The organism is Microcoleus sp. B3-D7, from assembly GCF_036705305.1.
Taxonomy (GTDB): Bacteria; Cyanobacteriota; Cyanobacteriia; order Cyanobacteriales; family Microcoleaceae; genus Microcoleus.
Map to the genome: position 1 here is coordinate 15,437 of NZ_JAUBUE010000031.1, position 24,843 is coordinate 40,279.

A 24,843-nucleotide genomic window follows, 5' to 3' on the forward strand; every position below is an offset into this window, starting at 1 on the left:
TGCGAAACTCTTGTGGGGCGGGCCCAACAGCCCGCCCCAAAAATGTATTTCGTTAAGGCTCGTGACAGTTTACGATCGAGAATATGTCCATTTATTAATTTGGATGAGTTTTTCGTGACTGCCAATATTCCAGATTATGCTCCTCAACTGCAACGCCTGATGGAACAGGCGGGGCTTTCGAGCGATCGAGAACTCAGCCAAAAAGCAGGAGTTTCCGAGATCCAGCTAAGTCGCCTGCGTCGCGGTTTAGCTTTGCAAACCCGAGCCGACATCTTGCTCAAAATTAGTCAAGCTTTGCAAATTTCCTTACCCGAACTACTGGCAACCTTGACGCCAGACTATGTAGAGTTAGAACAGGCACCACCGACAGCCGTAGAACAAGAATATCAGCGCCTGCAAGCTTCGATCGAACAGCAGCGAGAATCTTTGATGCAGGAATTCCAGCTATCTAGCGTGCAAATTTTAGAATCTTGGATGTTGCAGTGGCCAACTGCTGCGAGCAAAGCTCAGGAAAATCACAACTTGCGGGCTCAGAAACTACTGCCCTTGCTGCGGCCAGTCGAGCAGTTATTAGAGCATTGGGGAGTGGAGTCGATCGCCCCAGTCGGAGCCCAGATTCCCTACAACCCCCAACAGCACCAGCTCATGGAAGGAACAGCCGAGCCCGGAGAACCCGTCAAAGTCCGCTACACAGGCTACAGACAAGGCGACAAACTGCTCTACCGCGCCAAAGTTAGCCGAGTTTGATTAATACCAGAAGGCATTCAGCAGAACAAAGATTGTCCCTCTCTCACAATTCACTCCCGGCGAAGCGCTGCGACTGCGATCGGCGTTAGGCTCCGCGACGAGCACCATCTTTTGCACTCATAACTATTCTCCCGCTCTCAGGCTCTGGCGCTTTCCCCCCCTGTTATTTGGATCGGAGTCCATCTCGCAGCTATACTAGCCTAGTCTGGCTAGAAATTCTGACATTCCCACCGCAAAATATGAGTCCTGTAGTTAAAATTATTCAGCCCTCTGGCATTTTAGACGGCACCAAGGCAAGTCAATTCCGCCAAGAGATTAGCGACCTAGTGGAAGCGGGAGCCGATGTGGTATTGATAGACTTCACTGATGTGACATTTATGGATAGTTCTGGTTTAGGCGCTTTAGTTTTGGCGCTCAAAACAGTCCGGGCCGCTGGGAGTCAATTAGTTGTCTGTTCTATCAACGAGCAAATCCGCATCTTATTTGAACTCACCAGCATGGATCGAGTTTTCGAGATATTTCAGACCCGCGATGCTTTTAATAGCAAAATTCTCTCAACTAACTAAATCTTTGGGCTGCTGCCTTCTTGCTATTTGGTCAAAGATGCACTGCAAGAAGTCAGCTAGCCAAAGTTTACCTTGAGTAAAGACCAATCATCATCAAAAACTGCTTTAGCGTTCAACTTTTGAATGTAGTTCAAAACCAGCTCTAACTGGTCGGCACTTGCACCGTTGTAAGCTGCTAACAGGTCGATGAAAGGGTCAAGCCCCCAGATATTGCCGTCAGGTTGGTGGATCTCGTATACCCCGTCGCTAAAGATGTAGAGAGTGCTCAAATCCTCGACATCGCAGCAATTATCGACATAGGGGGCGTCGGGGAACATCCCGACCGGCATTCCGGGGGTTTTTAATCGCTGGATTTTAGCCGTGCTCGCAGGCGACTGGGAAATCAACACGGCCGGTGGATGGCCGGCGCTAGCATAAACTAGCTGGCGAGAAATACGGTTGTAAACGCCATACCAGATGGTGAAATACTTGTCATTTTGGTAGCTCATCTGGAAGGTGGTGTTCAGGGCGCGTAAAACGTCGCTAGGTTTGTAGTAGTCTATGTTGGGGAGCGTGCGCGATCGCAGCAAATTCAGCACTGCCACAGAAGGCAGGGCCGCCCGCAAACCGTGACCGGCTACGTCGAGTAAGTAAATCGCCAAATAATCGGCATCTAGCCAGTTGTAGTCGAAACAATCTCCCCCCAACTGCCGGGAGGGAATGAATTTTGCTTCGATGCTGAAAGGTTCCGTCATCGGATCTGGCAGCAGCGACTGCACGTACTCGGCAGCCTCGGCTAACTCTGCTTCCAGACTTTGCTTGGCTATTTTCAAATCTCGGCTGAGTTGGTGCAGCCTCAATCCCGCGCGTACTCTAGCCTGTAATTCGTTGAGTTCGATCGGCTTTGAGATAAAATCGTCGGCACCGGCGTCGAGTCCTTTGACTCGATCGGCGATCGAACCCAAAGAAGTCAACAAAAAGAATTGTGTAGTTGACAGATCCGGATCTGCCTTGACTCGACGGCAGACATCGATGCCGGTCAAGCGCGGCATGATCCAATCGCAAATTATCAGGGCCGGACGCAATTTTTGCGCCTGGGCTACACCGTCTTCGCCATTGCTTGCTACTGTTACTTCGTAACCCTGTTTTTTCAGGGTTCTTCTCAGCAGTTCTTGAACAGCCGTATCATCGTCAATAACCAGAATTTGAAACATGGGCACTTAGGTACTACAAGTTTTTCAAGGTCTGGGGGTCATTTAAAATATATCCTGTCAGCGCCCTTGTCTGAGATTGAGTATAGTTTATTGGCATCGCTTTCGAGGTAATTGCTTTTGACAGCGGGTCGTTGAGTTCAATTTACGTTAAAATTTGATAGAAATTTGGCGCGATCGAACTTCACTCAGTTTATACTCAGAATATAAAATTTTATAGACTTTTATTTGCCACAGGCGCTGGTTGACATGGAAGTGCTATTTATGGTAAAGTGACTCACCGATTATTCGATTAGACATTGATCCACGGCCCACCAGAGCTAGTATCCTCAAACTACCATTCAATTTTGCCGCCGTTATACTTTGTCTCGTTGTATTTTATCTGGTTGTATTTTGTCTCGTTGTATTTTGCCCACCGGCGGATGAAGAACTTGTGTGGTGAGCGTGATTGAATTAAAGGGTTCCGAAAAGTTGCCGATGCTAAAAAAAGCGGATCTTCAAGTCAATACAGGTCTGAATGGATTAAGCTGGGTTTTGTCGTGGTTTGCACAATTGTACGACTCGCGAATTCCTACAAGTGTGTGGATAAGGTGTCAGTTGGCTTTGGCTGAGGGCTTTACGAATGCGGTGCGTCACGCGCACAAGGGCAAACCAGCGGATTTGCCTGTTGACATTCAGGTGGCTGTGTTCGCTGAATCTTTAGAGATTAAAATTTGGGACTCGGGCGATCCGTTTGATTTAGAGAAAAAAATCAAAGATATTTCGGAAAAAGTCGATATTCACTCTCCGGGCGGGCGGGGTCTAAAATTGATTAAAGACATCGCAGACAGTATTAGTTATGTGAGAACGGCTGATGGACGGAACTGTTTGTCGATCGTCAAAAATTATTCCCCCTGTATCGACGATCGAAAATAACACTAATATTTTTAGCGGGTAAGGGTTGAGGGTAGCCCTCCACCTTCCTTAAGAACCGTGTGTGACTGTTAAGCTGCGTAGCAGTTGATTATAGTTTGATTTGACTGCTTCCCTAGATACTGGCAATTCCCATAGCATCGGTATTTCCGGTTCTTCCGTATTTAGTGTGCTAAAACATTATGGCACTGCCGTCCGAAGCAGATTAACTCGCAAATGAGGTAATCTCGGTGAGAGTCCCTATTGGCATAGATTTTCTCCAACGCTTCACAGGCGGGGATGAGGCAGAAGTCTAATTTTTTATTTTAGCAAATTAGTTGGCTTCTAATCTGGGTAAGATTAACGAGAGAGCGGATTAGCTGGAGAACCAATGCGAAAAAGGATCGTAAAAACATTATCATTCAATAATAAACGATTCCCAAAAACATCATCACCATAATCATATTGCTTATTTTGCCAATTGAGGGATAGGGTGGGACTGTTATACTTATTTTCCAGTTGCCAACTTACACTAGCACCGTAGAGAGAGCGAGAGGAGTTTTTATCGATGGGTGCGATATAACCAGACAGAGTGAGAGTGCTTAGAGGACGGATTGTTAACTCAGCGAGTAAGCGATCGTCGTAGGAATTGGGTAGGATATCACCAAAATAGTTGGTCAAACCCAGAGAAAAAATTCCCCAATTCAGGCGAGCGCTAAGGGCTACTTCACTAGCGGGTGAAAGACTAACTACATCACCAATTCTTGTTTCTCGATCGAGAGCATAATTGAAGCCAGTTGATAAGGTTAAATTTGCCCGCCTACTGAAGCGAAATGTTTTAGCCACACTCCCCCAAAGTTGGCTGTAATAATCGCGATCGGGGTTGAGATAACCAATCGCACCGCCGCGAAAACTCCAATTGTTTAGCGTGTTTCTCGTGTAATCAGCACCGAGGTAGAGTTTGGGCTTTTCTGAAGCAATCACACCCGTATAGTATCGCAGGATATCTTCACCTCCCGTCCAGTTTCCGGTAAAGCTGAGATGAGGATAGTAAGAGCTTTTTTCCCGATAGATACTTTCTCTAACAAAGTTGACTTCTTGCTGTAAAAAACCTAAATAAACTTGGGCATAAAAATTCTGCAAATTTGCCGTAGAATACTGATTTTGGTTAACCGCAGAGAATAACTGTACATTGGTATTTGCTCCACCTTCTGCACCAGCATCGACAAGGGTGACTTGTGGCCCTGTTGGATCGTAAAAGATTCGACCATCTTCAAGAGCGCGATCGATCACGGGAGAAAGACCGAGCCAAAGGCTGTTATAATTCGCTCTAGGAACTTGACTTAAGCTGGTGACATTAGGCGTTAAACTTTCGGCGCGTCCGAGTCCGGCGGAATATATCGTAAAACTACTGCTGGGTAAACGAGTATTATTAGCTGCTAAAAATAAGTTGCGGTTGATATTAGTATTAACTGGATTTGTACTGCCTTCTAGGTCAGGAATGACATCTGGTAAAAATTGCGCCCCCGCTTGAATTGCTGTATTGAGCCAGCGATTTTCATCATCAACAAAGAGACTAAATCCTCGAATCGTCCGTCCTAAAACTGCTTCTCGATCATTTGCCTTAACAACTTGACGAACTCGGGAAAAAGTACCTGCAATCGTATAGTCAATTTCTTCTTTTCTATCAACTTTTGTTTTTCGGGATTGGCTGTTTCCCGGATAAGCACCCGAATTGGGAAAATAAAAATCGACGCCAATCGGTTGACTGCTGGTTCCGCCTTGAAAGCCTGGAAGCTGCATAAAAGCCAAAGTTTCGGGTTTGAGAACCTCCCCAACCTGAGACGTTTGAAAGACGCGGGTAGGTACGAAAAACTCTGGATCTATACTATTGCGATCGATAACTAAACCTGGGGTATAAGTACATTGTTGGTCACTGGGAGTATTGGGAAAAATACAAGCCGCCGTTAAACTCATTTGAATTTCTAACCCCGTCATGGTTTGGGGTGCGGTAGTTGTGGTTGTAATTGTTCGTTCTAGGGGAACAGTCCGCAGTTGCAAATAAGTGCCTTTTTGGTCTACTCTATAAATATTATTTCGGCTTAAGCTTTCAATAACTCGACTGTTAAGTTTGAGAGTGCCATTGAAAAAAATATCGCTGTCTGTGGTTTCAGCAAAAGTCTTGAAACCACTAAACTCCCATTCAGTTAGATGGCTGATGGGAATGTCATTGAGAGGTAAATTGGTCGTGAATGGGCTGATTTTTTCGTCTGGAGCGATGCGAGGTGGAATAATGTAATCGGGGTCCGTAGATGGCGCAGAAGGTTGGGGCAATCCGTTAGGATTATTAGTTGATGGGGGTTTTGTGGGTTCAGGTTCAGAGGCTAAATTTGGGGATGAGGGTTCCAAGTCTGTAGCATAAGTAGACCAGTTTGGTGTTTCTGATAATGGGCTGGCTTCTGGAAGGTCGGAAACACTTGGAACGCTTCGAGGTGGAATAATGTAATCGGGGTCAGTAGATGGCGCAGAAGGTTGGGGCAATCCGTTAGGAGTATTAGTTGATGGGGGTTTTGTGGGTTCAGGTTCAGGGGCTACATTTGGGGATGAGGGTTCCTGGTTTGTAGCAGAAGTAGACCAGTTTGGTGTTTCTGATAAAGGGCTGGTTTCTGGAAGGTCGGAAACAATAGGAGCAATTCGAGGTGGAATAATGTAATCGGGGTCAGTAGATGGCGCAGAAGGTTGGGGCAATCCGGTAGGATTATTAGTTGATTGGGGTTCTGTGGGTTCAGGTTCAGAGGCTAAATTTGGGGAGGATGGTTCCAGGTTTGTAGCATAAGTAGACCTGTTGGTTGTTTCTGATAAAGGGCTGGTTTCTGGAAGGTCGGAAACACTCACAGCAGAGGAATCCAGTTGATTGGATGTGTCGAGTAAATTGGAGCGAGTTTCTGCTATAGCTGGGGTTGAGTAAGCGATGCTAAGAAGAGTCAAACCGACGAGAATACTACCATTGTATGCTGTTGAAAGGAGCGCAGTAGGGTTAGCGATAAATTTTAGGAAGTTAATTATCATTAGAAGCGCGCGAATTAGGCATTAAATATATCAGTTAATACACTAATTCTACCCTGATATCCTGATAAGTTTATAAATATTAAATCTCGTGCTTTAATATTGTTATATATAGCCCGTCTAAATCATTGGTACAAATATGTAGGGGTAGTGCCAAGAGTGCCTACCCCCAGGGCTCGGAGCAACCACGGGGGGTTTGCCTCTTCTACAAGAATTACACAATTTATTTAGGCTTGCTATAGATGCAATAAAAAAATATTTATTGGGATGAATATTTTGAATATTTAATCATTAAAAAGTTAAAATCAAGGGTGCGCTAACGGAAGTTAACGCACCTGATAATTTCAGAATTGAGACTATTAGACAGGCGCTATCGCGCTAAAATCAGCCGCCCCAATCAAGGCGGAATTCGTGTTAACTAAAGAAGCGAGGGTGACTCCGGTTGATGCAATTTTTATTAAGGTGGAAGTGCCACTTTGGGCAATCTGTAAAGCGCCGAAAGTTAAACCTCCATCTAATCGGATTCTGTCTACGCCATCTTGGAAATTGTAGATGGAATCCAGACCCATTCCCGATGCCAGAACAAAGGTATCAATCCCTGCATTACCATAAAGCTGATCGTTCCCTGCACCGCCATTGAGGAGATCGTCACCATCACCCCCATAGAGGATGTCATTACCCACTTCACCAAGGAGTTGGTCGTTACCGGCATCACCGTAAAGACGATCGCTGCCATTACCCCCCAACAGCAAATCGTTATCATTGCCACCATAGACAACATCGTCGCCGTCGCCACCATTGATGGTATCGTTTCCGGCGTTACCGTAGAGGCGATCGCTACCTGGTAAACCATTGATTTGGTCGGCACTGGCAGTACCTGTACCCTGGAAAAGATCGTTATTGGGTGTAAGGTTGACAAACTCGTCGATGTCGTTAATATTGACCACTAAGGGCTTATCGTAAGTCAGTCCTCCAGCATCAGTTGTGCGAACGCGGATACTGTAACTGGGCTTAGTTTCAAAGTCGGGGGAAGCGTTGATTCGCAGTTGGTTGCTGACAATGGAGAATGCACTATTATTGGTATCTCCCGTGCCAGCCACTAAACTGTAAGTAAAGGTATTGCCTGTGTCGGGGTCGGTGCTGGTGAAGGTACCGACTGCGCTGTTAGCGGCAACATTTTCATTAATAGTGGTGTTGCTGAGAGTAAGGTCGGTTGGTGTTTCATTGACATTGTTAATATTGACTACCAATGGCTTATCGTAAGTCAGTCCCCCTTGATCGGTAGTGCGAAGGCGGATGTTGTAAGTGGACTGGGCTTCAAAGTCGGGGGAAGCGTTAATTCGCAGTTGGTTGCTGACAATGGAGAATGCACTATTATTGGTATCTCCCGTGCCAGCCACTAAACTATAAGTAAAGGTATTGCCTGTGTCGGGGTCGGTGCTGGTGAAGGTACCGACTGTGCTGTTAGCGGCAACATTTTCATTAATACTGGTGTTGCTGAGATTGATATCGGTGGGTGTTTCATTGACATTGTTAATGTTGACCACCAACGGCTTATCGTAACTGAGCCCTCCTTGATCGGTAGTGCGAAGGCGGATGTTGTAAGTGGACTGGGCTTCAAAGTTGGGGGAAGCGTTGATTTGCAGTTGGTTGCTGACAATGGAGAAAGCACTATTATTGGTATCTCCCGTGCCAGCCACTAAACTATAAGTAAAGGTATTGCCTGTGTCGGGGTCGGTGCTGGTGAAGGTACCGACTGTGCTGTTAGCGGCAACATTTTCATTAATGCTAGTATTGCTGAGATTGATATCGGTAGGAGCTTGGTTGACGTTGCCACCGCTTAGAACATTGGTAGCCCGTAACGAGATGGTAGAGAATGCAGGAATAGTAACTGTGTAATCAACATAAAGGTTGTCACCGCTTAAGGAAGCATTGGTGCGTGTGACACCGGGTGCGTTAGGAATGAAGTAGTGGGTGATGGTTGGATCCCAAACTTCAGGTTCAACTGCATCATCGGTGATTACCCAGTCATCACTACCATTCAAGATAGTATCACCACTGCTTGTTCCTTTAATGAAGGTAGCACTATCAGAACCAAGATTCCCCCCCCATTTAATAGAAACTGTAATCGCATTCCCAGTCGGGTTTGCCAAAGAGTAAACACCTTCCAGGGCGGGTTCGACTTGATTGGCATTATATTGAGCAGTAACATTCAATCCAGACAGTGTTTGTGATGCGGTAGTAAAAGTCTGCCCTGAATTTGTTCCACTGCCAGGAGAAAAAGACTGTTGATTGACAAAGAATTGGAAGAACCCGTCATAGGAATCAGATTGGGCATAGGGATTAGATGGGGTACCGAGTGAAGCTTCCCAGATGATCCCACCATTGTCGTCGTAGTTCCAAGTTGCTCCTGCTCCTGTCAGATTTCCCAGAATTACGGGATAATTTTCAAGGGTTGCTGGCTCAAAAGCTAAGGTAGCAACTGCTTTTGCTGTTGTTACTTCCAGCTCCCAGTTTCCCCCTTTTGCAGCACTCCCCGTCAGAGACTTGGAAGCGGCAATTTCCGACCCCGTGAGAGCGTGTAACTTAGTAATAAATTCTTCTCCTGCATCCCCTGCTGCCACATTACAACCATAGAGCAGCACATTAGCAACATCCCACTGTTGCAGTTGAGGGGCGTAGTGGATTAGGTTATCTAAACTTAGTTGGCTATTTCCCAGATACAAGCAACCCGGGGAACCGTGAGAAATAATATGAACGGCATCAATATTCTGACGCTGTTGTAAAACCAGGCTAATTTGTTCAATGCCATCAGCCGTCCCATCTAGGACAAAGACTTCAGTAGTGGGAATGACACCCTCAATGAGTAGCTCGGCGTTTTCTACTCCAGCATCGATAAAAACAATTGTGGTGGCTGGATTGATAGTTTTTGAAGTATTTAGCAGGGGTTTCATCTGGGGAATGTCCTTGTTATTAATCAGAAGGTATTGCGGATAAAAAAACCCTCTTAATGAGGATCTTTCCTGACTTCCTGTGGCGAGAGTCGCTGAGATCCTCATAACCATCTTTGAGAGGGGAAAAAATTGATTGAATTACTGGGTCAGCTTGCTAGCTAACAACTCTCAACAGTTCTAGGGAGCACTAACCAAAGGAGCGCCGCTAGTAGTACCTAGTTGGATGGTGTATCCTGCTGTGAAGGTATTGCTTTGCGGGGTAGCGCGAGCGCTGTCTTCTATTGTGTTGAGGCTAAAGCCCGCCGGGTCGCCAAGAGCGTTGAGACTCAGTGTACCCGCAGTACCAATGGCAAAGGCTGAGTTCTGTAAACCATTTGCATTGCCGCCATCGTAGTTGAAAGAATGAGCGGCAGCATTTTCTTTACCCACAGCAGCAGATACAGCCACACCTGTAACTTTATCGGCGTTAACGGTGAAAGCCGCAGAACCTGCCACACCACCTTCACCGGCACGGGCTACGGTAGCGAAACCAAAAGCATTGAGAATAACGAGACCAGTAACGAAAGCAATACGACGAATCATAATTTTTCAACTCCAGGGTTGGTTTTTTTTCTTCTATTAGTTAGACGTTTCCCGAAGGTGATTTGTGAATTTTTCAGTCTTTAGATAGATGGCATCTCTATCTTTTGGAGGATGCGCGTTTCGATGGAGGATTTGACCAATTCCTGCTACGCAGTCCATCTCTTCCTGAAAATCTAGATAGACGAAACGGGATGCCGAATTTTTCCATGCCAAATTCCGCCTAGCGCCATATCGCGCCCGGCGCCAGTCATAGAGAAAGCGGGAATATAGGGGATTGCTGCGATCGCGGCAGCATGAAGGCCACCTGCACGCCAATAGCTTTTGGCTTTCCCAAGACTCAGAAAGCAATCCGCTGTAAAAACTGATTTAAAGCGATTTTCTGCCTGCCTATTTTTCAGATGGAACAAAGCCAGCCCCCACTGTCTGCCCACATCCTCCTGTACAGTAGAAAAGGCGATACAGAAGACGCACCGTTGCGCGATATGCCTCCGGCACCCTGGCGCGATCGCATTTCTGGCGATCGAACCTCGGTCAAGTATGGGTTTTCTCTGTTGAGAAACTGCGAATACAGCGGATTGCAGTCGCTGATGGTAGAACAGCCCTGTGCGGGCAGCATTAATGATGCCTCCACACCAAGAGCTTTTTGGCTTTCCCCAGACGAGGAAAGCAATCGGCTGTAGGCGTTAGGCGCGATCGCTTTTTCGCTGTCATCCCCGAGACTATTTGCCAAAATCCGTAGGGGCGAATAATCGTTCGCGCCTCGATGCCAAACACACACTGCCGCTTCTTGAACTTCCCCAGCGGCAACAATTTCTCTTTCTCCTATGTCCCCATCAGATTGAGCATTCACTAAAACCGGCTCTTGAACTTCCCCACCGGCAACAACTTCTCTTTCTTCAATCTCCTCTGTAACAGGTTTTTTTTCAACAATATTCTTAGATTTTTTCCCTTTAGCAGACTGAGGAGGAACCCTCAACTGAGGATTAGACAAATCAGAGTCAGTCCCATCTTCCCCGAAATTTTCATTGAACCGCTGACGCAAAATTGCCCGCGCCTGGGAAATCCGCTTGCGGACGTTATCGTAGCAAATATTAAGCTGTTCAGCAATATCTGGATAAGATAGCCCGGATTCAAAATGGAGAATAAAAGTCTCGCGCAATCTATCTGGCAACTCATCTATTGCGGTGCGAAAAAATAATTCGAGTTCGCGCTGCATTGCAGCGCGAACTGGTGTTTCTTCTTGGCTAATTAATTCGGTTTGGCTTCCTATAGCAATGGTTTCTACACTGTCAACTCCTACTGCACTTCTGTTGCGATCTCGATGGATATCGGCGCAGAGGTTATAGGTCAGTTTGGTTAACCAAGCCTTAAAGTTTTTGATATCATCCGTACAATCTCTTACTTTCTCCCAAGCTTTGAGCATCGCCAGACTCAAGGCATCTTCAGCATCGGTTGGGTTGCCCATCCACTTGCGACAGCAACGGTAAAGATAATCTTGATGCTGCTGCCATAATTTCCAAAAACCTGAATCTATATCTTGAGTCGATGAGGAAGGGATTAATGCAGAACTACAATTTGACATCTCTGGAGCCTGAAACTCAAAGTGGACAAACAACTTGCAATTAATTTAGGCAGTAATTTACCTAGCTTCAGATGCACCTATCACTATGTTAACTCACCACTCAGGCTCCAGTCAGTCGGAAAAGTCGGATCTTTAAAGTCGGAAAAGTAGGATCATCGCCGCTATGAGTGCATAGCTCAGACATCCCTTTAACAATTTAAGCTCACCCGCTAGCTAAAACGCCACTATATTAATACTGAATTCAGTCTGATATATAGGCTAAGGGGAGCGTTTTTTTTATATACTGTCTATCATCCCAACCCAGCTCAGGGGTGGGCTTTGTGGGACGGTAGCTGTAACTTTATGCTATGTGTCTGAATCACCAGCCCCCAGATTTATCCGTGGGAGCAATTTCACAATCTCAAATCTCAAATCTCAAACGCGGGACAGAGGATTAAGCCACAGCAGAATTGTCCGTTTTAATTCATTTAATTCTCGATACACTTCTTGTTTTACCCATTGCCCGATCGCGTCGAATGGCGTAAAAATTTGACCCACAGGCCAGCTAACATCTTGACCCAAGGGCGTTTGATGGTTGCCAGTCAGAGTCTGAACTGTAATCATGTCGGGAAATCGTGCTTTTAGCAGTTTGGTCAACAGCAGGGTTTGGTCGATGTTGTCGCCGTTAAATTTAACTAAAAGATTGCGCCGGATTTGATAGCTATCTTGGACAAGGCGATTAGTCTCTTGCGGGGAAGGGGTAAACTCGACGTTAAAGACGGGGGAAATTTGCTCGACGATCGGGATTGCTTCGGATGCCGCATAATTGTTGAAAGAAATCAGAATATTGCCTGCCCTTTCTACGTCAAATACAGAACCGATCAGCAAGTGCAGTTTGCATCCCATGCTGTGTCCCATACCGTAAATGGGGAGATAGGAAGATTTGAGCAATTTAGTGGCGCGCAGACGATCGAGGGCATTTTCAAATTTGTTGAGAACATCGCGGGCGATCGCAATATGATCCAAAGTATTGACAAACGGCGTTGCTACTACAACATATCCTTGGTTCCCCAAAGCTTCTAACAGCCAGCGATAGGTGAGTTGCGGTGCTGTCGCCACAAATGCACCGCCGAGAAAATGTACGATCGCCATCGGTCTTGAGGGAATTAATACCCAATTGCCAGAAATTTCTTGCCAGTCCATCATAAATTCAATCTAATTCCAAATAAAAAGGCGATCGTTCTCTGAAGGTAAAAGGCAGAATGTTTTATAAAATTTTCCTTTTATTTTCTTCCTCAAAAAGGGGTTTGCTACCCATTTTTTAATGGCCAAAACTTTCCTTTTTACTTATACATTATTTATTCTAACTGTTGTGGGGTCAAATAGCACGGCTGGCGATCGCTGCTATTTTCGCCCTGTATAGGGTTGAAGCTGGCGGCCGAATAAATCAACGCTGACATCCACGACTTTCAAAAATTTTTATATTGTCCCCCACCGCACGACCCCAAGCCACTGTAGCCGGTAGTGCGGGTAATTGACCCGACAGAATATTAACAGTCAAATACGGCTCAAAACGCCAATATCAGGTATTAACCCGCCCCTGGGCGATCGGCGTCCATTCGGCTTTATTGGCAGCACCTAATTTCTTGACTAAACCCGCATATAGCAGTTATCAATAAAGTGAGGTATGCCCTATGCCCACGGAGGCCTATGCCCGCTTATCAAGCGTGCACCTCATGTTACGCTCGAAAGGCTATACAACTATAACATCCTTTAGGACAGCCCCCCAATTTCTGACGATCGCTGGGGGTTTAATGGTGGTGAATGATTGATACCTTCTGCGGTTTGATGACTCAACTTTTCGTGAGTCTTCATCCATTTCCACTTGTGCACAGTAGCTTGAGGATTGAGCACTGTGGTAGCCACCCCGTAAACAATAGTCGGCAAAACCTCCCGATTTAACCAACTTTGTCCCAGCTTTCTCATGTAGTGCAGTGCCAAAACTTCTCGAAATTTGTTAAGCCTTTGCAAAAGCGGCAAATTCTTAAAACATAACTGTTCGTACTCCTGGAGTGATAACTCTTTTTCTCCCCGCAAGCGCCGCAATTGGTTTTCCTTGACACAATCAGAAGCTATGCGCTTTTTGAGCCAGTGCTTATCTGTGAGAGAGTTCCCTCTAATTCGATAATTTCCCAAAGGTTCTGTCGCCGCCAGCAAGCCATACTTTTGAGCAAGTTTGGTAAATAATTCTGTATCTTCTCCTACCTCCCAATCTTCTGGAAACCCGCCTTCTTGGAGTAGAATAGAGCGATCGACTACAACAGAAGACGGGAAAACCCAAGGACTTTCGCCTGTCTCCTTAATCGCCTGCATTTCTGCTTTAGTTGTAGGATAGGTGGGAATATAACTCAACTTCTTACCGTGCTTGTCTAAATACCGCAAAGCGTGAGCCACAGCTTTGACTTCGGGATTGTCTGCAAGCATCTTCAAACAAACTTCTAACTTATTGGGTTCCCAGGTATCGTCGCTGTCGATAAACGCTACATACTCGCCTGTGGCGCGATATATCATTAAATTTCTCGACTTAGAAACCCCGTAATTTTGGGAATTCCTGAAGTATTGAATTCTCGAATTTTGCTCTACCAGCTTAGCAGCAACTTGGTCAGTAGCGTCCGTAGAGCAGTCATCAACTATTAAAATTTCTAGATTTTTGTGAGTACCATTAAGTACGGAGGCAACTGTCTCGGCCAGAGTGTCGGCAGCATTGAATGCAGGAATGATGACACTGACTTTTTTGCTATTCATAACTTGCATTAAGGTGTGGTTTGGTAGTTGTTCGCCGAAGTATAGTATCGAAGCCGACACTCTGACTCATTTACGTGCAAGTACCTGTAGTCAGGAAACTTGCCTACATACTGCCAATATAACAGGTTTACCAACGTGAGTGTTATCTACCATAAGGAGGGGACAGCCCTTAGCAGGCGGAGTGCAGACTCTTATTTGGCGGGCAATTTGTCTGACACAAAGGCGACGGCTGCGATGGATTGAGGGTTTTGTCCGGGGACTGGAGTTGTCCTAAATTCGATGGATCTTTTTGCTTTAATACGGCTTACCCAGAAAAACCCTGCCTCACCCAAAATTATTGGTTTGAGAACTATAGAGCTACTAAAAAACCTGGTTTCTGACTCAGAGCGATTCCGGTTAATCGCTGAGCATAAAATTGTTTGTCATGCGCCAGGGGCGGGCGAGGGAGGACTTTGATTCCTCACTACCAACCTAATTATAATTATTTAATCGAACTTGAGAGCAAAATTGGGAAATCCTGTTTTATTGATTAACTAACCAGTCGAACAACTGCCCAAAAACGGCTATGCTAAGTCGGCTATGTGTTGCATTGCCATAGCAATCACCTATACTGATTTTTTTGCTGTTGCTTAATAGGCTAGGAAAAAAAATAAATTGAAAATTCCGAAGCTTTGTGAATACTGTTTATATGATTTGCATCTTGAGTTTTTTCTACCGTAAATCAGCAACGCCGTTTTTCTGCGTTCATCAGCTTTTTTGAAATCAGGATTTTCTCAAAAAAGATGCTTTTTCCAACTTGTTTACTTATTAAGTTACCATAAGCTGTCCCTCCTTTCTTTCTTCCTCTTGTACCGTGAGAGCCTCCCAGGGTCAAATAGTTTTCCCGTCTGCCATAACAGGTAATTTATCTGCAGTTGAATTCAGTACCGCTCGGTCTTAGGGAAGACGATCATAAAATTATACTGTAAAAAATCTTCGCCTCACCGGTAAAAAATGTTGCCAAATTTCTTGAGCAAAGTGCAAATTTATACTTGTTGCCTAACAGTCTGGGTGTTGGGTGGCTGCCAGCAGCTACAGGCAACCTTGCAGCAGCAGCGCAGCAAACAGGGGATGGCAGTTTCTGCTCACCCTCTGGCGAGCGCTGCGGGGCTGGCCCTGCTGCAACAGGGCGGCAATGCAGTGGATGCGGCGGCTGCTACGGCTTTGGCGATTTCGGTGGTGGAGCCTTTTTCGGCGGGTATCGGCGGCGGGGGTTTTTTGCTGCTGCGGCGGGCGGAAACGGGGACTGTGCAAGCGCTGGATTTCCGGGAACGAGCTCCGAAACGGGCGACGCGGGATATGTACCTCGACAAGCAAGGCAAGGTGCGCCAAAGGGCAAGTCTGGACGGGCATTTGGCGGCGGGTATTCCGGGCACTGTTGCTGGACTTTATACGGTGCACCGCGAGTATGGTAAGTTGCCTTGGGCTCAGGTGGTGGCGCCGGCGATCGCCCTGGCAGAAAAAGGCTTTTCGGTAAGTTCGCGTTTTACCACGGCTACCGGGCGACGAGAGGACGTGCTCAAAAAAAACCGGGCGGCGCGGGAGGTTTTTACTCGTGGTGGCATTTTATACCAGCCGGGTGAGCTTTTGGTGCAGCGGGATTTGGCGCGGACTTTGCGGCAGATTGGTGAAAATCCGCAGAGTTTTTATACCGGGGACATTGCGCGGGCGATCGCCGCCGATATGGCTAAAAACGGCGGCATTATCACTCTCGAAGATTTGAAAAACTATACGCCGATTTGGCGGAATCCGGTTTGCGGCAACTTTCGCGCCTACGAAATTTGCGCGATGTCGTCTCCTTCTTCCGGCGGCGTTCATTTGTTGCAAATCTTGAATATTCTGGGAGATTCGGATCTCAAGAGGTTGGGGAGGCAAAGTCCAGATACTTTGCACTTGCTGGCGGAGAGCATGAGGATTGCCTATGCTGACCGGGCTGAGTATTTGGGCGACCCGGATTTTGTGAGTGTACCGGTCAAAGCTCTGACTAACAGCAATTATGCCAAATTGAGACGATCGCAAATCCAAATGTCAAAAGCCCGACCTTCGGGAGAGGTAAAAGCTGTTGACCCTGAAACTTTGAGCCACTTTGTGTGGGAGTCTCCCGAAACTACCCACCTCACGGTAGTTGACAAAGAGCGCAATGTAGTAAGCTTGACATTTACGGTGAATGGCGGCTTAGGGGCTGGAGTCGTGGCGGCGGGTACGGGAATTTTGCTCAACAACGAGATGGATGATTTTGCAGCAGCGCCGGGAGTGCCGAATTTGTTTGGTTTGGTGGGCGGGGAGGCAAATTCGATCGCCCCGAGGAAAACTCCTTTATCGAGCATGACGCCGGTCATCGTGACAGAAAATGGCAAATTTCGCCTCGCTGCGGGGGCTCCCGGAGGCAGCACAATTATTACCACCGTGTTGCAAATTGTACTGAACGTATTGGTTTACGACATGAATGTCGGCGATGCTGTGTCTGCACCTCGGATACACCACCAGTGGCAGCCCGATCGCCTGAGGGTGGAACGGGGAGGTTTTGAGGCTGCGACGCTTTCGGAGTTGCGGTGGCGGGGACACCAGATTGTGGAAGGTGATGGCTGGGGCAATGCCAATGCGATCGTCCTGACTGCCGACGGTTGGTTGGAAGGGGCTGCCGATCGGCGCGGCGAAGGAGAAGCAAGGGGGTTTTAGTTATCAGGTAGTCGATTAGAGATTTTAGATTTTAGACCTTCGGCGAGCCGTCGAGTCGCACTCAGTCGAAAAATTTTAGATTTACTCCAGAGATGAATCTGGGATGTTGAACTAGGGTCAAAAATTTTGAGTTCTCTACGACAGGAATTGGGGGCTTATATAGTTTTTTTTTACGAGGTCATCTTTCATGAGTCATCAGTCATTAGCTATTAGTCATTAGTGATTAGTCATTAGTGATTAGTCATTTTGGAGATGACCAAAGGTATCAAAACCCGGTTTATTTTGTCTCCAGTGCGTAATTACTGAAATTATTAGTCTGTGTACGTGTATTTTTGCATCCGTATTTTTGCGCTGATGTTTATTGGCTGACTAATTGCCAAGAATTACTAAAAAAGTAAACCACAAAAAGCGTATATACACTTATGTGTAAAGTTATTGTAAAGGCACTAGACATTGATACTTATATAATGTAAAAATTAAGTTGTGCATAGGATCAGGTTTGTATCTTCCAGGAAAAATTTATGATAATTACTCACAAAATTGCTGCCTTAACAGCTACATTAACTACTGCTCTGAGTTTGTTGGCAGGGCCAGCAATGCCATTTTCGGTAGGGCCAACTAATAACACTGAGACTTTAAAAAATAATTTATTGGGGACTAATACAGCCGGGTTGAGTAATTTCTCTGTTTCAATTACAGGTAATTCGGCTGCTTTTGGTACTTTCACTAATGACCCCTTCGGTTTGACATCAGGTGTTGTTCTGAGCACTGGTAAAGTCGCCGATATACGGGGTAAAAATCGGAAAGATAACTTCACGACCACAAAGATCAGCGATTTAAGCACAGACTTTGGACCTGAAGGTGAAGAGGGGGATTTGACTCAGCTAAACCTCAGCTTTTTTGCTAATAGCACGGTCGAAAAGTTAGTCTTTCAATATGTATTTGCTTCTGAGGAGTTTCCTGAGTTCGGCAATTCTGCATTTAATGACGATTTTGAACTGCTGCTGAACGGCACTAATTTGGCAAAATTGAGCGACGGAAAAACAGTTACTATTAATAATCTTGTTCCCGATCCATATAATCGCTCTACATATCACTCAGACTATATTGACAACCCAAGTTTGACAGGTATTGCTGCTAACATCGTTAAGCTCGACGGTTTTACTAAAATTTTAGGTTTTGAAGGTTTGCTCAAGCAAAATCAGACGAATGTTCTCAGCATTCGCATTAAAGATGTGGGCGATGGCAAGTTAGATTCTGCTGTATTTATTAAAGGCGGTTCTGTGGAGGCGGTTCAAGCTGAGCCGGTTCCCGAACCGATGACTGTGGGGGGTTTGATGGCGGGAGGCGCTATGCTGGCTGCTGGACGAAAGTTACGCAATCGCCGTGGCGGAAGTAATTAATAACGGAAGGAAGTTCGGCAACGGATTATGTAACGGATGTAACGGATAAAAGGAAGAAGGAAGAAGGAAGAAGGAAGAAGGGAAGAAGGAAGAAGGAAGAAGAAAGTTCGGCAACGGATTATGTAACGGATAAAAGGAAGAAGGAAGAAGGAAGAAGGGAAGAAGGGAGAAGGAAGAAGGAAAAAACAGAACAGGAACCATTTTGGCGGTTGCTGTAATATGAATCTCGATTAGCCGTGTTGGAGACAGAAACGGGGTTTGATGAACGAAAAGACCTTGTTGCAGTTCTTGAACCGGGTAAAAAAACTCGGTTTGTGCGATCGCGTAATATCATGTCAAGTAATTTAACCATTATGGGTACGCAGCGAGGAATGCAAGTCCTCATACAATTCTGACGACGAACGCCCTCACTACGAACCAATTTTATTGCGGTTGTTCTAGCGGACAGAATATAAGTTTTTATCCCAAATTCGCAAAGGGCGGATTTTTTTTGTATTTGGAGTTGCAGCAAATATTGCGGGTAAAACCCGCGTCTACAACCACACACTAAAAACTAAATAATTTAGCTATGAACAGTACCGTCCGGTAAAATTGTACCTGTTAATGTAGTCCGCGTAAGTTTGACCATAACTCGATCGCCGTAACCGATTTTCGCTCCTGTTAAATCAGCACCGCTCAAGTCAGCACCGCTCAAATCGGCTCCGATTAAGTTGCTTTCTCTCAAGTTGGCATTGATCAAACAAGCTCCTAACAAATTAGCCCTGAACAAGTTTGCTTGGTGCAAATTCGCGCCTGTGAGATTGACGTTGTGTAGAAAAGCATCACTTAAGTCGGCTTCACTCAGGTTTGCATTGCTCAAGTTTCTTCCTGAAAAATCCTTTTCTTTTAAGGAAGCTCCTTTGAAGTTGGAACCGCTTAAATCGGGAGCTTGTGGCCCAGCTTGGCGGTAAGACTGAGATGGCGGCGGCTGCGATTGGTAGCGGGACGCCTCGGAATACGGCCCTGCAGGGTTTCCCCCATAGCTTCCCGGATAATTTCCAGGATATTTTCCTGAAGAGGGTTCAGAAGAGTAGCGGGGTTCTTTAGGGTTGACCGGTGGTGGCTGGGTGTTTTGGTGCTGGGTGTTTGGATACTGAGTATTTCTGTACTGAGTGTTTTGGTACTGATTGTTTTGGTACTGAGTATTGGGTTGCTGATTGTTTTGGTACTGAGTATTGGGTTGCTGATTGTTTTGGTACTGAGTATTGGGTTGCTGGGTAGTTTGTTGCTGGGTAGTTTGTTGCTGGGTATTTTGTTGCTGAGTGTTTCTGTACTGAGTATTTTGTTGCTGGGTAGTTTGTTGCTGGGTATTTTGTTGCTGAGTGTTTTTGTACTGAGTATTTTGTTGCTGGGTATTTTGTTGCTGAGTGTTTCTGTACTGAGCGTTTTGTTGCTGGGTAGTTTGTTGCTGAGTGTTTCTGTACTGAGCGTTTTGTTGCTGGGTGTTTTGGTGCTGGGTGTATTTGTGCTGGGTGTTTTGGTACTGGGTGTGTTTGTGCTGAGTATGTTTTTGCTGAACGTTCTGATTCTGACCTCTTGGTTGAATCGATCGCAATTTTTCGCGAGCTTGATTAATTTCCTTAATCTTTTCTTCAGCTTTCTGTAGTAGTCTGGGATTGTCTTTGGGGATGCGATCGGGGTGCCAAATGAACGCTAAATCCTTGTAGGCTTGGCTAATTTCTTCTCTGGAAGCTCCCGGCAACAGTCCCAGCACTTTATAGTATTGGTCGAGGTCGTTCATTGTACCACCTTTCGCTTTAAGAAATTAGGAATTAAAAATTAAGATCGGAGCAAAAGCCGTTCTCAAAGCTTGCGTGTCCGATCGTACATTAGATGAACAATAACTCAGCTAAGCCGCTGCTGGCAAAAATTCTCGAATTCGCTGCAAGTATGTTGCGGCATCCTCCAGCATCGGAAAGTGAGCCGTATTCGGAATTATAACAAATTCTACTTTTTTGCTGAGAGAGGCTGCTTGCTCTCCCATGACGGCGGGGATAATTTGGTCGAATTCTCCGGCCACAAGCAGTGTGGGAACACTCAGCCGCGCAAATTCTTGGGGCATTTCCTCGGCGGCTCTTTTGCTGACGGCCGTCACCATTGTACCTATAGCAGCTTGCTCGTCTGCCATTAAAAAATCCTTGAGAAACGCCAGACTGACCTCTGTGGGCAGGGAACGGCGCAAAAACCGGGCCATAAATAGCCGATCGGCAAACGGGATGGATGCCAGCCAAGAGGGTCTAAATTTTACCACATAGCCACCGAATTTGTGAAAAGTTGTAAAAGATTTTTCGTCGTATTCAAAAATACCGCTGCAAGTGAGAATTGCTTTTTCTACTTTTTCGGGGTAAAGGTTGAGAAATAAAGTAGCAATTGAAGCCCCTGTGGAGTGAGCATTGAGAAAGACGCGGCTTAAATTCAAAGCTTCTAATAATTCAGCTAAGTCCCGGGCGTAGGTTTCGAGTTCGTAGCTGGACTCAGGAGGCTCTTTTGGCAAGGGCGATCGACCAAAACCTCTCATATCGTAGAGCAAACAATCAAAATCATCAGCAATAGCCCGTGCCGTGCTTTCCCAGTAGCGCGCCGAGCCCGCCCAGCCGTGCAGAAATACCATCACTCGTTTGCCGCTGGGTTGGGTACTGTTATCTGCCGTTATCCACTCGTAATAATGTTCTACACCGCGAATTGAAATGAAAGACATGATATTGATTGGGGATTCTTAGATTTTAGATTTTAGATTTTAACTCATAATTGTTCACTAAATACCAAAATTCCCGACTTATTAAAGAAGTCAGGAATCTCAAGACTACATCTATCAAAAAATCTGCGTTAATCTGCGTCAACCCGCCCACATCTGCGGTCAAAAATTACCAACATAGGAACCAATCATAAATCTTAAGCTGCAGAAGCAGCCAGCCAAAATAAACCATCTACCAAAAGAGTGCTTAACACCGCGCCACTAAACGCGCGCCAGTGCAGTTCTCGATCGCGCAAACTCAGCAAACCCACTGTTAGCAACACAGCGATTAAAACTAGAGCGCAACCTATGCCCCAAGGGGTTTCAATTTGACCGATCGCACTTTGAAAAATCGGCATGGCTAATTCCGGTTCCGCGTGCATCACTTGGCGCCAGTAGGGCATCAAGCCTGTCAAGTAAAAATATAAATCAGTAATGGCAGTACCCAATAGAGAACCTAAATAAAAATAGCCGCCAACTTTTCCCCAAGATTTGCCCAAGCACCAAATAGCAAAAGGCAAGCCAATTGCTTCTATAGGTAGATGTAAAATAGGTTCCCATCTAAACCAGCCCCAATAGATAGAACCTGCCAGCCAGCATCCGGCAAATCCTAATAATAAATCTCCCCAAAGTTGTGTTTTGGGGCGGAAAATGAAGATTAAACTAACTACGAACCAGGGGATAGTTGATAGCAAACTGATGGTTGGATATAAACGCACTAAGGGTGCTTGCACGAAGACTGGAATTGAGACTAAAAATGCTGAAGCGCCAAATATTAACCACTGTTTAATGCTGTTTGTTGTGCCTGAAGTGACAGAATTGTCGAGGCCGGCGATGGTGGCAATAGGTGCGATCGCAGAGGATACTAAATTAAGATTAAACAACTGATTGGACTCCGTATTGTTTCAATAGGTGGACTAAAAATTTTGCTGCGGTTGTGGGTGCGACAGTCTCGATGCCGGCGGCGGTTTGGCTGACGTGCCAGCCTTTTGCCGTTTGAGGAGCTCGCCATAAATCCAAATGTTCGATCGGCGGATCTGCATAAAAGCTTTCTCCACCGCCACCGAGAATTGCCGAGCTCCAGTGCGTGAAGCAATCGTGGCTGATTCGGTGGATGGGAAAATTGCCCCCCAGAGGTACTCCCCAACCGTCTAAGGCAAAAAAAGCCCCGACTGTGCCGCCGAGTTGCTGCCACATCCAAGCCGCCCCGATCGCCCCGGCTACTCCTGCCGAAAAGCTGACAAATACTAGGCTTTCTCCTCCTAACTCTTCGCTGCACAAAAAGTGGAATATGTCAAGAGCTGAAAAAGGCGGATATTTATGAGCGGGAAAAATCTTGACACGATCGACTATTTGCTGGTTTTGGCGATCGGCAGCCAGTCCCCAAAGCCCCGAAAGTCCCGCCAGGAAACAGTCGGTTAGCTTTGGTTCGTGGACTCCGGGGCAAATTACCAGTCTCATAGTTCGTCAAGAAAGTTAATATAGTTCGCAACATAACTTTATCATATGCCTACTATATCATATACTACCCCTGGGGATAGGGTGTTAAACTTATAATAGAGTCAAGTTTGAAGAGTATCCCCCCAAGTTAAAAGCTGGGAACGCTCCAAACAGCTTTAATCTGAGGCAAGGTGAGGGAGTCTTAAGAAAACATAAAACTTATCCCCCCCGACCCCATTCCCTGTCAAGCTTAGCAAAGCCTGATTCTAGTTTTAAGCAGTTCTGTATTTAGATTTAACTTTTCTGGCGGCGTCGAAGCCGACCCCACAAAAGCTTAAAGAAACAGGATTGTGAAAATTAGAGGCCTGCCAGCTTAGCTGCTACGAATTTGGGGTCACGGTCAAAAAACCCACTTAGGACTGATGCTCATCAATCCGGTTTCTAGGATAAATAAGAGGTTTGACCGGAAAGTATGGGCGCAGAAACCGGGAATCAGCCCCGCGCACGTCAGTCGTGCGATCGCAAACAATGAAAAATCTCCGATTCACCCTTCATCCTGCCTGGATCTCTTAGAATAAATAAAATTGAGGAATACAAAGTGGTTGCTTCTCCAGAAAAAATCGAGTCCAAAACATCTGCAGCACCCGCAAGTAACGATCGGGTTGCTGTATTGCTGATGGGTTACGGCGAAGTCGAAAGCTACGACGATTTTGCCAACTACAACGAACAAGCTTTAAATTTGCTTACGGCAAAGTTTGCGCCAGTACCGCTTTGGATTTATCCGCCGCTGGCGAAGATTTTAGCAATCTTTGACTTGCACGAGTGGAGTCACCAACACGGTCAATTTGTTTCGCCGCACAATGCAATTTTTGAACAGCAGCGCGCCGGGATAGAAAAGAATTTACAGGAGAAATGGGGCGATAGAGTAAAAGTTTTCAAAGCTTTTAACTTTTGCGCGCCCTTTTTGCCGGAACAAGTAATTCCGCAAATTAAAGCAGAAGGATTTGACAAAATTCTGATTTATCCGCTGTTGGTTGTTGATTCTGTTTTCACCAGCGGCATTGCAGTCGAACAGGTGAATAAAGCTTTAGCACAAACCTTTGATGGTAAGGAACATTGGGTAAAAGGACAGCGCTACATTCCTTCTTTTTACGATGAACCTGCTTACATCGATTTGATGGCGCGTTTGGTTGAAGAGGAAATTAAGAACGATTTAGCTGTAGCGCATTTGCCTTCTCAAATTGGGATTGTGCTGATGAATCACGGTTGTCCGCACAAGGCGAAGGGCTTTACTTCGGGAATTGTGGAAAGTCAAGCTTTGTACGATCGCGTGCGGGAACGTTTGATGTATCGCTATCCTTTGATTTCGGTGGGTTGGCTGAATCACGACACGCCGCTGATTGAATGGACGCAGCCGGATGCGACGTTGGCTGCGAAGAATTTGATCGATCTGGGTGCAACTGCGATCGTCTTTATGCCGATCGGATTTGCCACAGAAAATCACGAAACTTTGTTAGATGTAGACCACATTATTGAGTCTTTGCAGAAACAGCGTCAAGGAGTTACTTACCGCAAATTGCCTTGCGTTAACGACCATCCAGAGTTTCTGAAAATGGCCGCTGAGTGGGCAAATCCGCAGATTGAAGCGTTGTTGAGTGAGACTGCGGTTGCTGTTAATCCGAGTTTGGCTGCCGCGCAGCGCGAGCACGCGCATTCTCACGGGGAACACGGCCATTCTCATGGCGGGCACGGCCATTCTCACGGTGGACATTCTCACGGTGGGCATTCTCATGGTGATCACGGACATTCTCATGGTGATCACGGGCATAGTCACTAATAGGAGTTGGGCCTGAGAGCTCAGAAACCGGGTTTTTTGCGAAGATACTGCATGGAAATGGCAGATTTAGTGAAAAACCCGGTTTCTTTTGTTGGGGTGCGTAGGCCGAAATTTGGGCGAAAAGGGCCATCGTCCTTTGGTGTTTTTAGCGAAAGGGCGATCGAACTTCTGACTCTCTGGTTTATCGCACTTCTTCCGGTTCCTGCAAAATATGATGAACGGGTTGACTTTGGGAAGTGGGTTGAACATTAGTGGCACAATATCTGCCACTAATGTTAAACCCCTAACCCCTAGTTAAACAATGATAGAG

At 46.0% G+C, this 24,843-nt stretch carries 18 protein-coding genes; 7 read left to right on the top strand and 11 right to left on the bottom strand.

Annotation, left to right across the window (positions count from 1 at the left end; genetic code table 11):
* Positions 1 to 42: 42 nt before the first annotated feature.
* Both QUB25_RS19835 and QUB25_RS19840 read left to right on the top strand, forming a co-directional pair.
* Positions 43 to 747, top strand: coding sequence for a helix-turn-helix domain-containing protein (locus QUB25_RS19835; RefSeq protein ID WP_333060565.1), 705 nt, complete (start codon positions 43 to 45; stop codon positions 745 to 747).
* Between the two features lie 239 nt (positions 748 to 986).
* The gene (locus QUB25_RS19840; protein WP_041623653.1) at positions 987 to 1,313 is read left to right on the top strand and encodes an STAS domain-containing protein; all 327 of its coding nucleotides are present in this window, start codon (positions 987 to 989) and stop codon (positions 1,311 to 1,313) included.
* Positions 1,314 to 1,369: 56 nt separating this feature from the next.
* Here the strand turns inward: QUB25_RS19840 and QUB25_RS19845 are convergent, their stop codons facing one another.
* Positions 1,370 to 2,506, bottom strand: a complete 1,137-nt coding sequence (locus QUB25_RS19845) for a SpoIIE family protein phosphatase (protein ID WP_333060566.1) — start codon at positions 2,504 to 2,506, stop codon at positions 1,370 to 1,372.
* Positions 2,507 to 2,938: 432 nt separating this feature from the next.
* Here QUB25_RS19845 and QUB25_RS19850 point away from each other — a divergent pair, with 432 nt between their 5' ends.
* The gene (locus QUB25_RS19850) at positions 2,939 to 3,418 is read left to right on the top strand and encodes an ATP-binding protein (protein ID WP_333060567.1); all 480 of its coding nucleotides are present in this window, start codon (positions 2,939 to 2,941) and stop codon (positions 3,416 to 3,418) included.
* Between the two features lie 336 nt (positions 3,419 to 3,754).
* On the opposite strand, the gene QUB25_RS19855 is transcribed toward QUB25_RS19850, so the two are convergent.
* From QUB25_RS19855 to QUB25_RS19880, 6 genes are all read right to left on the bottom strand, one after another.
* Entirely contained in the window at positions 3,755 to 6,463 is a 2,709-nt protein-coding gene (locus tag QUB25_RS19855; protein WP_333185326.1) for a hypothetical protein, read from the bottom strand.
* A 356-nt stretch (positions 6,464 to 6,819) separates the two neighbouring features.
* A complete protein-coding gene (locus QUB25_RS19860; protein WP_333185328.1) occupies positions 6,820 to 9,414 on the bottom strand; it encodes a DUF4347 domain-containing protein in 2,595 nt (864 codons plus the stop codon).
* Positions 9,415 to 9,591: 177 nt separating this feature from the next.
* Entirely contained in the window at positions 9,592 to 9,996 is a 405-nt protein-coding gene (locus tag QUB25_RS19865; RefSeq protein ID WP_333185330.1) for a hypothetical protein, read from the bottom strand.
* A 394-nt stretch (positions 9,997 to 10,390) separates the two neighbouring features.
* Positions 10,391 to 11,578 (bottom strand): sigma-70 family RNA polymerase sigma factor, encoded by a 1,188-nt coding sequence (locus tag QUB25_RS19870; protein WP_333185332.1) that lies wholly within the window; start codon positions 11,576 to 11,578, stop codon positions 10,391 to 10,393.
* Between the two features lie 414 nt (positions 11,579 to 11,992).
* Positions 11,993 to 12,760, bottom strand: a complete 768-nt coding sequence (locus QUB25_RS19875) for a DUF1350 family protein (protein ID WP_333185409.1) — start codon at positions 12,758 to 12,760, stop codon at positions 11,993 to 11,995.
* A gap of 570 nt (positions 12,761 to 13,330) precedes the next feature.
* Complete coding sequence (locus tag QUB25_RS19880) at positions 13,331 to 14,362, bottom strand: glycosyltransferase family 2 protein (RefSeq protein WP_333041521.1); 1,032 nt, start codon at positions 14,360 to 14,362, stop codon at positions 13,331 to 13,333.
* A gap of 993 nt (positions 14,363 to 15,355) precedes the next feature.
* Here QUB25_RS19880 and ggt point away from each other — a divergent pair.
* Entirely contained in the window at positions 15,356 to 17,080 is a 1,725-nt protein-coding gene (ggt, locus tag QUB25_RS19885; protein WP_333185334.1) for a gamma-glutamyltransferase, read from the top strand.
* 521 nt (positions 17,081 to 17,601) lie between these two features.
* Positions 17,602 to 18,483: a choice-of-anchor L family PEP-CTERM protein gene (locus QUB25_RS19890; protein ID WP_333041524.1), complete on the top strand. Its 882-nt coding sequence runs from the start codon at positions 17,602 to 17,604 to the stop codon at positions 18,481 to 18,483.
* Positions 18,484 to 19,045: 562 nt separating this feature from the next.
* Here the strand turns inward: QUB25_RS19890 and QUB25_RS19895 are convergent.
* The 4 genes from QUB25_RS19895 to QUB25_RS19910 form a co-directional block, all read right to left on the bottom strand.
* Positions 19,046 to 20,263, bottom strand: a complete 1,218-nt coding sequence (locus tag QUB25_RS19895; protein WP_333060573.1) for a pentapeptide repeat-containing protein — start codon at positions 20,261 to 20,263, stop codon at positions 19,046 to 19,048.
* 108 nt (positions 20,264 to 20,371) lie between these two features.
* On the bottom strand, positions 20,372 to 21,220 hold the full coding sequence (locus tag QUB25_RS19900; protein WP_333185337.1) for an alpha/beta hydrolase: 849 nt from the start codon (positions 21,218 to 21,220) through the stop codon (positions 20,372 to 20,374).
* Between the two features lie 194 nt (positions 21,221 to 21,414).
* Entirely contained in the window at positions 21,415 to 22,140 is a 726-nt protein-coding gene (locus tag QUB25_RS19905) for a DUF3120 domain-containing protein (RefSeq protein WP_333185339.1), read from the bottom strand.
* Positions 22,133 to 22,717, bottom strand: a complete 585-nt coding sequence (locus tag QUB25_RS19910) for a hypothetical protein (protein WP_333185341.1) — start codon at positions 22,715 to 22,717, stop codon at positions 22,133 to 22,135. The genes QUB25_RS19905 and QUB25_RS19910 overlap by 8 nt, the downstream gene beginning before the upstream one ends.
* Positions 22,718 to 23,294: 577 nt before the next feature.
* On the opposite strand from QUB25_RS19910, the gene QUB25_RS19915 reads away from it, so the two are divergent.
* Entirely contained in the window at positions 23,295 to 24,533 is a 1,239-nt protein-coding gene (locus QUB25_RS19915; protein WP_333185343.1) for a ferrochelatase, read from the top strand.
* 57 nt (positions 24,534 to 24,590) lie between these two features.
* A complete protein-coding gene (locus tag QUB25_RS19920) occupies positions 24,591 to 24,785 on the top strand; it encodes a hypothetical protein (RefSeq protein ID WP_333185345.1) in 195 nt (64 codons plus the stop codon).
* Positions 24,786 to 24,843 lie beyond the last annotated feature (58 nt).